Origin of the sequence: Sellimonas catena, assembly GCF_027924685.1 — a bacterium.
In the GTDB taxonomy this organism is placed as follows: domain Bacteria; phylum Bacillota; class Clostridia; order Lachnospirales; family Lachnospiraceae; genus Sellimonas; species Sellimonas catena.
In genome coordinates this window covers 1-9,531 of the sequence record NZ_BSBO01000056.1, presented here as the reverse complement: position 1 = coordinate 9,531, position 9,531 = coordinate 1, and the positions used below count along the sequence as shown (strand labels likewise).

The following is a 9,531-nucleotide window of genomic DNA, read 5'->3' as shown; positions in this document are numbered from 1 at the left end:
TTTGATGACGAGGCTGGCGTAGAAGGTTTTTATATCTTCTAACTCAGTGTCGTCCTATCTGCATGCCCGCCTTTGTGCGGGCTATTTTCATTCAATAAATCGTCAAAAATCGAACTTTCCTATAAAGCAAAAAAAGAAGCGGTTTGACGCTTCCACTCCTCTGATACCACGTGTAAAGACGGATACCAATACTTTAAATATCAGCACCCGTCTTTACTTTGATTCTTCAATCATTCGTTTACCTCTTTCTTCCGGATTTCATTTTGGTAAATAAGTTTACGTTTTTGGTGGTCTGTACCTCTCTTTCATAAACTTGATGTCCCGATACTCAGCGCCTGTATTTTTCTCGGAACGTCCAACACCTGTGTTGAAAGGAAATAACAACTGAATGTTTACGGCTCGCGTCCGTCTTACAATTCTGGTCTGTTATTTTATGGTTATATAATAGCACCATAATTTCATTTTGTCAATATATTTATCTATATTTTCTTCATTAATTTATTATTTCCTTTTGCAATATTTATTTTCAGAATATTTTGTCTTTTTCGGATTGTCCTTTCACAATCTCAGAGATTCAGAAAAGACAGGGCATAAAACCCTGTCTCATTCATCCTTATCGCATCCGTTCTCCCATACCATTTATAAAGTCTTCAATGACCGGAAGCCGCTTCACCCGTCTCAACTTGATATCAGTAATCTCACAAAGCTCTTCGAGCGCCGCCTCTACAATAATATTGCTGACACGGATCTCTCTCGGTGCGCCAAACTGTCCGATAAACTCGATCAGGCTGTTTGCCAGTGATTCCAGCTGATCCTCCTCCGGCCCGAGAATCTGCGCTTTCATAATCAGCTCTGTCCTGGCCTCCGCTATCACAACCATTCTCATACTTCCCGGGCGGTTATAACTCTTGTCATTGATTTTTGCGGCCTGATATGCCACATCCATCTCAAGAACGTAACGATTATTTGGTACATTTTTTAACGTCTCTATGATTTCTGCATCATTCAGTTTCAGACTCCGGTAATTAAAGGAGACAAACGGAAGCTCTTCCGCACCCCAGTAATGATTATCCGTATCCGGATCTATGGAATACACATACATTTCTCCACCCCGGAAATTTACATTTACCTCCTCGCTGCGGTATGTAAGAACCGCCTCTTCCAGAAGCTCCAGATAATAGCACATCCGATGCACTTCGTCCTGATTCAGCTGATATGGATAATAGCCTTCTTTATAGGAACGGAAATAGAGCCACTGATTTTTCCCACGATATTTATATCCTGTATCTTTGATGATTTCTCTCTCTTTTTCCGTCAGCTCTTCTCTGTTTCCCCAATAGCAGGCCAGACTGCTCTGATTTCCCATTACAAACTCCGTTGACAAATTGAGTGCTTCCTGATTCAGCATCATCATAAACGTATTGAGATCCCTGTACCCCTCATATACAACAATCCCATAATATTCTCCGCCTTTTCCAAGAATGCTGACAAAGGCTGCATCCTCCTTTTCTCCTTCTCTCAGGCAAATCAGATCCAGATCCCAAAAGTCCTCCCACGGCTTCAATTCCCTGATTCTGGTCGCCACATCATATAGTTTTTTCCATTCTTCCCTGCCGGCTTCCTTCCTCATGCTTTTCACCTCAATTTCCTTTAGTTTTATACAAAACATTAAATGATAAGTTAATGTTAATCCCTTTTGCCTGTATCGTCAATATCCAGTTTGTCTGCCTGCTTAACTCGTCTCGTTATTCAAATCCCCGGATTCGTTCTATCAGGGAATGTTGTTTCATCATTTTCTTCCATGCAATAAAAGGTGCTGTCATACAGATCAGAAATACGACTGCAATTCCGCATACGAGCGGTAAAACCGGTACGGCGAATGGAGCGCCGCGGTAATTCATGGACTGGAAGATTCCATAGGTTACTGCAAGTCCGGCAGTCATGGTAATCAGAAGGGATCCTGCTGCGTAAAGCAATCCTTCCAGAAGCAGCATCCATTTCATCTGCCGGTCAGTCATTCCGATGCTTTCCATAACTGACAGTTCCACCATCCTGTTCTGCACACTGCTGATCGAGGTATTGATATAATTCATAATACCGATCAGTGCCAGAATAAACACAAGCCCGGTTCCTACCAGCATCATATTTCCCTGTGCCTCCCGGATCGTTTCCATCAGATCAATTTTGGATTCCATCGATAAATCTCTGTATCCGGAAAGCTCTTCCAGTTCACCAAGAATCCTGTCTTCTGTCTCCTGATCATATGTTTCCTCATAATAGATCCCCATCTTAAAAAGCATTGGTTCTGCCGCAAATTCTTTGAGCGCCTGTTCTGAGACAATGATGGTCGGCGGATATCCAACCAGCGCCGTATAGTAATTGTCATCCGTCAGGCCTGCAATGGAAAATGTCTTCGTATGTTCCGGATTGGAATACTCTGCGCAGGTCACCTCTTTTCCCTCGACATCCGAACTTGTAAAATCCAGACCGTCCCGATACAGAATGCAGGTATCGCCCCGCATAAATGCTTCTTCATCCACCGGCTCTGCCAGCGCCTGATTCAGATTTTCAAATGCTGCCTGATCGATCCCGATCATGGAAGTGCCAAAATTTTCAGGATGTTCCTGATATTCTTTCTTCTCATCCTCATAAGGAATCGTCATCCACATTTCATAAAATTCTTTCATCCACATGTCGGAAAACTCCGGTTCCCATGGCACAATGATCTCCGCAAAAAAGACCGGATGTACATTTTTTACACCTTGTGTCTGCTTCATGTTCTCCAAAGCGGAATCATCCAGAACTGCTTTTCTTTCCTCCTGTGTTTCTTTCCTAATCGTGTCATTTTGTACAACCAGATCCAGATCCATGGAGTTGGATGTATATTCTCTTGCTCCCTGACTGGAAAAGAGCGTTACCAGACACAGAAATATCGAAAGCCCGGAGGCAAGAGAAACCATCACAATCCCTGTCTTCTTTTTCTCTTTCGTGATCTGTTTCTTCGCCAGTCTCCACAGCACCTTTCCTCTTCCGGTCTTGCCGGAATAGCTTCTGTTCTTCTGCGGCCGGTAGCCAATCGCTTCCAGCGGCGAACATCCTGCCGCGATCTTTGCCGGTTTCCTTCCCGCCGCCATTACCGTTATTCCTACAATCAGAATGGTAAGCGCAAAGATCAGCGGATGAAAGGAAATCTGTACCTGTCCTGCCTGCCCGGTCCGAATTCCCAGCGACTCTACCACAAAAGGGATCAGGAAAAAGGATACTACACATGCAAGAAGGATTCCACATGCAGCGCCGCCCCCTCCGATTACCGCCATCTGCCGGTAAATCATGCTGTAAATCTGACGTTCTGTCATTCCAATCGTCTGAAGAAGTCCGTAATACCTTGTATTTCCTGCCACTGACAGATACATGATATTATAAATCAGAAGATAGGCACACAGACAGATCATGGCGGCCAGCCCGATCATACCCGTCACAATGGAGATCGAAAAGCTCATATCCTCTGAAAAGAACATTCTCTGCTGCTTTCCAAGATTCATATCCTCAATCAGAGCATTCTGCTCTTTTTCCGTCATCAGCTTCTGCCGGATATCCATATAAAACCGGCCGGAGGCAACATCCGAAACCTGGTAGCCGGACGCTTCATAAAAACTTTGGGAGACATAAAATATCTTTTTCTCACCGTAGCCGCTCCATTTTCCAGAAATCCGGAACTCTTTTTCAAACGATCCTTTTGGCGTTCCGACCGTCATTCGAAATGTATCACCGATATCGAGATTGCCATAGCCACATTCTTCCAGTGCCTTCTCCGTCACCATGATTTCATTTTCCTGTTTCGGATACTCTCCCTCTACAGACGTCCGGGCCGGTTCCATCATGGTGTCCCAGAACGTCGGATCCGCCCACATCAGTCCGACGTTTGGGGTATTGTCCTTGTCTGTCGCCTCTACATATCCCGACACCGCGCAGATTCCGGTCCGTAGAATATCTTCGTTTTCGTCGCAGAATTCTTGCTGCTCTTCCGTCACTCCATACATAATCGCATCAAACTCAGCTCCGTTCATTCGGATATTCTGGATCCTCTGCATTTTAAAATAAGTCACTCCGACTGTCAGCACGCTGAAAAGAAGAAAGGCGGACAATAAAACAGCGAAAAACATTGTAAGCGTTTTTCTTTTGTTTTTTACGAGCGCACTTTTTGCCAGTCTGGAAATGATCTGCCCATTATTATTTTTCATCGTGAAGGCCCCTTTCTTTCACGATTTTTCCATCTTCGATATGGACAATCCGGTCCGCCATCTGGGCAATGTCCATATCGTGGGTAATCAAAATCACGGTCTGCCGGAACTGTCTTGCAGCCACTTTCAGAAGCCCCAGCACGTCATGGCCGGATGCGCTGTCCAGATTTCCGGTCGGTTCATCGGCAAGAAGAATCCGCGGTTTTGATGCAAGCGCCCGCGCAATGGCGACTCTTTGCTGCTGGCCGCCGGACAGATTGTTCGGAAGTGCTTCTTTCTTTTCCTGAAGCTTGAGAAGATCCAACATCTCTTCCATAAATCTTTTGTCCACCGGGCGCCCGTCCAGTTCAATCGGCAGTACAATATTTTCGTATACATTCAAGTCCTGCACCAGATTATAATTCTGAAAAACAAATCCGACCTTTCTGCGGCGGAATACCGTCAGCTGCTCTTTATTCATTCCGGCCAGATTTCTCCCGTCTATGCAGACGCTTCCTTCTGTCGGGACGTCCAGCCCGCCTAGCATGTGGAGAAGTGTGCTTTTTCCGCTGCCCGATTTCCCGACAATCGCCACAAATTCCTGCTCTTTTACTGTAAAATCCACACCGTCCAGCGCCTTAACAATATGTTCCCCCAGCCTGTAATACTTTTTCAAACCTTTTGCTTCTACCATCCATTGATTCATAGATACCCTCCTCACTTTCTGCTGTCATTTTTATCTACAATTAAAGGATATCTGTCAAAAATCACAAACCTGTCTCATTCCGCAATATTCTCGGTTTTGTGATTTTCCACATTCTGCTCCGGACTTTCCGGAAGATAAAGGCAGAAAACAGATCCCTCGCCTTCTTGGGATCGGACTTCGATGTATCCGTTCTGAAGTTCCAGAATCTTTCTTGTGAGATAGAGGCCGATTCCGATCCCAGGCTCTTCGTGCACCTCCGGTTCCCGGTAAAAGCGTTTAAAAATCTCCGCCTGTCGTTCCAGTGCAATGCCTTTTCCATTATCCTGAATACTGATTTTTGTAAAAATCTCCTGTCTGGTCACACTGATATGAATCTCCCCGCCTCGCTGCGTATATTTCACAGCATTATCCAGGACATTAAATATCGCTTCTTCCGTCCATTTACTATCATGAAGAAGCCACAGTCTGTCCGGGCACTCTACATAAAGCGCGATCTGTTTTCCCGCAGCCGCCGGCACAATCTCTTCAATCGCCTTCCGGATTGTAGTGCACAAATCAGAAGTTTTCATCTGCACCTGAATCAGCCCCGTCTCCAGCCGGGACATTTTCACCATGCTTTGGAGAAGAAATTCCAGCTTATCCGCCTGCTTGTCCAGGCTGTTCAGGAATTCTTCCTGACGGTCCGGCTGCGTCTCTTCCCGCAGAAGCGAAAGGTATGCCTTCATATTAGAAAGCGGGGTTCGCGTCTGATGGGAAATATCGGAAATCAGGCTTTTCAGTTCTTCCCTGCTTGCCCGGTTTTCTTCCTCTTTCTGCTTCCAGATCCGTCCAATCTGGTTCATTCTGACACTGCATTTTCCAAACAAGGTATCTTCCACTTCTTCTGTCGTATCCGGCTCTCTCCCCGACAGAAGCGCATCCATATTTCGTTCCAGCTTCCCTTCAAAAGTCAGTACATCCTTTTTTAATTTGATATATTTAAGCCCAAGAACAAGCAAAGCCGCTGTCATCAGACCCGCCAGTATTATGCTCCAATCCATTGATATCCCATCCCGTATACATTTGAAATATATTTGTGCTCTTCATCCTCGATTTTCCCGCGCAGCCTGTTGATGTTGACTGCCAGCGCATGCTTATCGACAAACTGATTTCCACCGTCCCATAATCGTTCCAGCAGCACATCATAGGTGAGCAGTTGCTTTCGATTCATCAAAAACTGGCGCAGAAGCCGGAATTCTGTCGGTGTAAGAAGACATTCTTCCTCTCCCGCAAAGACTTTTGCACCATCGATATCCACTTTCAGCCATCCATCATCGTACTCCTTCGTCTCGGCCGGAGTCATATGTTTCAGGATAATACTGATTTTTTTCAACAGAATTTTCATGGAAAACGGCTTCGTCACATAATCCACGGCTCCCATGTCATATCCGGCCAGGGCGTCCTCCTCCAGATCTCTGGCAGTCAGAAACATCACCGGAGTTTTTTTCTCATTATTTACCCATTCGCAGAAAGAAAATCCGTCCCCGTCCGGCAGATTGACATCCAGAATGATCAGCTGGAGTTCTACCTCTCGGCAGATTTCTTTGGCCCTTTCCACGGATGACGCTGAAAAAACGCGATATCCCTCTTTTTCCAACACCAGGCAGATGGCATGATTCAAATCAAAATCATCTTCTACAATCAATAATGTCTGCATCCTTTTCCCTCCCGTCTTTCTTGTTCCATCGTATCATATTTTGGTAGTTTTGGCTTTCTTCAAGGGAAAAATCACAGGATTGTGATTGTTTTATAGTTTAGATGAGATATCTGGCGACGAGCTCTTCGATTCGTTTTGTATTCAGAACTGTTTTCCCTGTCTCAAATGTGAGGATCAGTCTTTCGCCCGGGTAAATGTCATTTTCTTCGTATGCGTTGATTTTTCTGACCGCATTTTCAGCGTATTCCGGGCTGTCCATTTTCCCATCATGCTTCCAGTAAATTTCCTTTCCGGTCTTTTTAGACAGGAATGTAAAATCGGGATAAACAGTGCCAAAACCATTGAGATAGAGCGGACACTCATATTTATACGGAATTCCTTTTCTGTAGAAATAATCGGCCAGAATCTTCTCTGATTTCGACCGCACCCTCTCCCCTTTGTCAGTCATGATTACAGGTGTACCCTCACGGAATTCTTTCCGCTTATATTCTCCGGATTCCCATTCTTGTATCTGCTGATCCCATGATGGCTCCACCGGACAAATCAATTTTCTTCTTTCAGGATGTTCCTTCATGAATAGGTTTTCTATTTCATCATCCTCATAATCTTTTGTGATCCTTTTTAGCTGGCCCAGTCTCTTCTCGGCAAGTTTCAACACTTTTTCATCATATGCTTTCTGAGCAAGTTTTTGCGGCAGTTCCTCATCGGCTTTCGGAATATATGCTCCATTTCTCTTTTCTCCCGGCATGCAGTGATAATATTGAATCCACCCCCTGCTTTTAGACAGGCGTAAGGATCCCGGCGGAGCATCTTTTACCTGTTTCCTCGTTTTGGAAAGAATCTTTTCTAATCTGTCCTGTTCCTTCAGCAGCATTTCTTTGATACCTGTCATATCATTTCCCCTTCCATTTCTGCATAGTATCGTTTGAATCACGACAATGCTGTCTTATTTTAGAAACCGTACGGTTAATACAAACTATTTTGCTGAACTAGCTGTAGTCCAAATCGCGCCATACGGTTGTAATTTCATTTTTGTCAAATACAACTGTAGCTTTTTACTCTAAATTAGTTGATTGTCTTGAAAAATGCTTGATTTACGGGCATATTCGCAGGTTTGCAGATTGATTTTACTACTCATTTACTACTTTTAACGAATTGAGCCTTGATATGCAAAAGCACCTGCGAAGCTGCCGGATAAACCACTACACCACCTTACGCGGCACGTCGAAAAGAAAAAATAAAATAAGCACCACCTATAAGGCGGCGTTTCTCACTCCCACACAGGAGAACAGGAACGCTGCTTTTTTTATGCCCTCATGTTACGCAGTAAGGGCAAATAAAGCCTTGATTTATGCGGCTCTTAGAGCGCGGAAATGAGAAAGGCAAGGGTTGATACCTTTTTCCTCAAAACCGCGTTTCTACTGCGTAACAAATCCAACCAAAGGAGTGATGAAGCTATGGCAGTTTTCCGCGTGGAAAAGAACAAAGGTTATACGGTTATGAGCAACCACCATTTACGCAACAAGGAACTTTCCCTAAAGGCAAAGGGCTTGTTGTCGCAAATGCTCTCACTTCCCGAAGATTGGGACTACACCCTTGCAGGGCTGTCCCTTATCAACCGGGAAAGTATCGACGCTATCCGCACCGCTGTATGGGAGCTTGAAAAAGCCGGATATATCACAAGGCGGCAGGGACGCGACGAGAAAGGCAAAATGACCGCTATTGAGTACACCATTTACGAACAGCCACAGCCCCCGGCATTGGATTGTCCGGTATTGGAAAATCCAACAGCGGATAAGCCGATATTGGAAAATCCGACACCGGATAACCCGACGTCGGAAAATCCAACGCAATTAAATAAAGAGATACAAAAAACTAACTTACCAAAAAAAGAAAAATTAAATACAGATATATCAAGTACCCATTCCATTCCTTTCCATTCCCTAAATCCCTCTCCCTTAGAGGACGCGGCACAGCTGCCGGAACGGAAGCGAAAGGAAGCGACAGACGCATACAGCGTGTATGAGGAAATCATCAAGGACAATATCGAGTACGACTATCTGATACAGGACAGATACCTTGACCGGGACAGGATAGAGGAAATCCTTGCCCTTATTCTTGAAACCGTCTGCACCAAACGAAGAACAATCCGTATCGCCGGGGACGACCACCCGGCAGAGCTTGTAAAAGCAAAATTTATGAAACTGAACAGCGAACATATCCGCTTTGTACTGGACTGTATGCAGGAAAACACCACCAAAATCCGCAACATCAAGCAGTACATGAAAGCTGCCCTTTTCAATGCTCCGTCTACGATTGGCAGCTATTACACGTCCCTTGTATCTCACGATATGTACGGCGGGCGCACTATCCAGTCGGCAAGAAGCAAGGGCATACCCGATTACACCTGCAACGAGGGCGAAAGCCTGTAAACCAACCCAAAGGAGGATTTTATGATGACACAGAAAACAGGAGCTTTGATTTTTGATGAAACCGCTGACCGCTACGACATTCGCTTTGACGTAAACGACTATTACGGGGGATTGCATTGCGGCGACTGCATGGAGGTCTTTGTGCGGGGCAAATGGAAGCCGACCCGTATGGAGTACGGGGACAACTGGTATCTTGTGGGTATTCGGGCGGCAGACCTTTCCGGGCTGCGGGTACGGATTTAACAGGGCGGCGTGAAAGCGGATGCTCTTTTTTCATGCCCGTCCCGTTTCCCGGCGGCGGGCATACCACCATAGAACACGAAAGGAGGACACCCATTGCAGGAGGAAACCTGTAGAGCAACATTTTATAAATGCTTGAGATTGAAAGAAAAAAGCAGATAGTAAGAATAGATGGATCAGAAGAATGATGAGAGTATGCCGTGATTTACTGCATGCTCTTTTCTCTTTACAGACAGG

General features: G+C 45.2%; 8 protein-coding genes. 2 read left to right on the top strand and 6 right to left on the bottom strand.

Annotated features, from left to right (window positions below):
• Positions 1 to 613: 613 nt before the first annotated feature.
• The 6 genes from Selli1_RS17340 to Selli1_RS17315 all read right to left on the bottom strand — a co-directional run bounded on the left by Selli1_RS17340 (position 614) and on the right by Selli1_RS17315 (position 7,514).
• Positions 614 to 1,630: a DUF7309 domain-containing protein gene (locus Selli1_RS17340; RefSeq protein WP_281874282.1), complete on the bottom strand. Its 1,017-nt coding sequence runs from the start codon at positions 1,628 to 1,630 to the stop codon at positions 614 to 616.
• 115 nt (positions 1,631 to 1,745) lie between these two features.
• Positions 1,746 to 4,241: an ABC transporter permease gene (locus Selli1_RS17335; protein ID WP_281874281.1), complete on the bottom strand. Its 2,496-nt coding sequence runs from the start codon at positions 4,239 to 4,241 to the stop codon at positions 1,746 to 1,748.
• The gene (locus Selli1_RS17330) at positions 4,231 to 4,926 is read right to left on the bottom strand and encodes an ABC transporter ATP-binding protein (RefSeq protein ID WP_281874280.1); all 696 of its coding nucleotides are present in this window, start codon (positions 4,924 to 4,926) and stop codon (positions 4,231 to 4,233) included. Before Selli1_RS17330 ends, Selli1_RS17335 begins: the two co-directional genes overlap by 11 nt.
• Before the next feature lie 74 nt (positions 4,927 to 5,000).
• Positions 5,001 to 5,966: a sensor histidine kinase gene (locus Selli1_RS17325; protein ID WP_281874279.1), complete on the bottom strand. Its 966-nt coding sequence runs from the start codon at positions 5,964 to 5,966 to the stop codon at positions 5,001 to 5,003.
• On the bottom strand, positions 5,951 to 6,622 hold the full coding sequence (locus Selli1_RS17320; RefSeq protein WP_281874277.1) for a response regulator transcription factor: 672 nt from the start codon (positions 6,620 to 6,622) through the stop codon (positions 5,951 to 5,953). Before Selli1_RS17320 ends, Selli1_RS17325 begins: the two co-directional genes overlap by 16 nt.
• 97 nt (positions 6,623 to 6,719) lie before the next feature.
• Entirely contained in the window at positions 6,720 to 7,514 is a 795-nt protein-coding gene (locus tag Selli1_RS17315) for a hypothetical protein (protein WP_281874275.1), read from the bottom strand.
• Positions 7,515 to 8,079: 565 nt separating this feature from the next.
• Between Selli1_RS17315 and Selli1_RS17310 the strand changes: the two genes are divergently transcribed.
• Together Selli1_RS17310 and Selli1_RS17305 are read left to right on the top strand one after the other, a co-directional pair.
• A complete protein-coding gene (locus tag Selli1_RS17310) occupies positions 8,080 to 9,054 on the top strand; it encodes a DUF6017 domain-containing protein (protein ID WP_018112837.1) in 975 nt (324 codons plus the stop codon).
• 24 nt (positions 9,055 to 9,078) lie between these two features.
• Complete coding sequence (locus tag Selli1_RS17305; protein ID WP_004611927.1) at positions 9,079 to 9,297, top strand: DUF5348 domain-containing protein; 219 nt, start codon at positions 9,079 to 9,081, stop codon at positions 9,295 to 9,297.
• Positions 9,298 to 9,531: the final 234 nt, after the last annotated feature.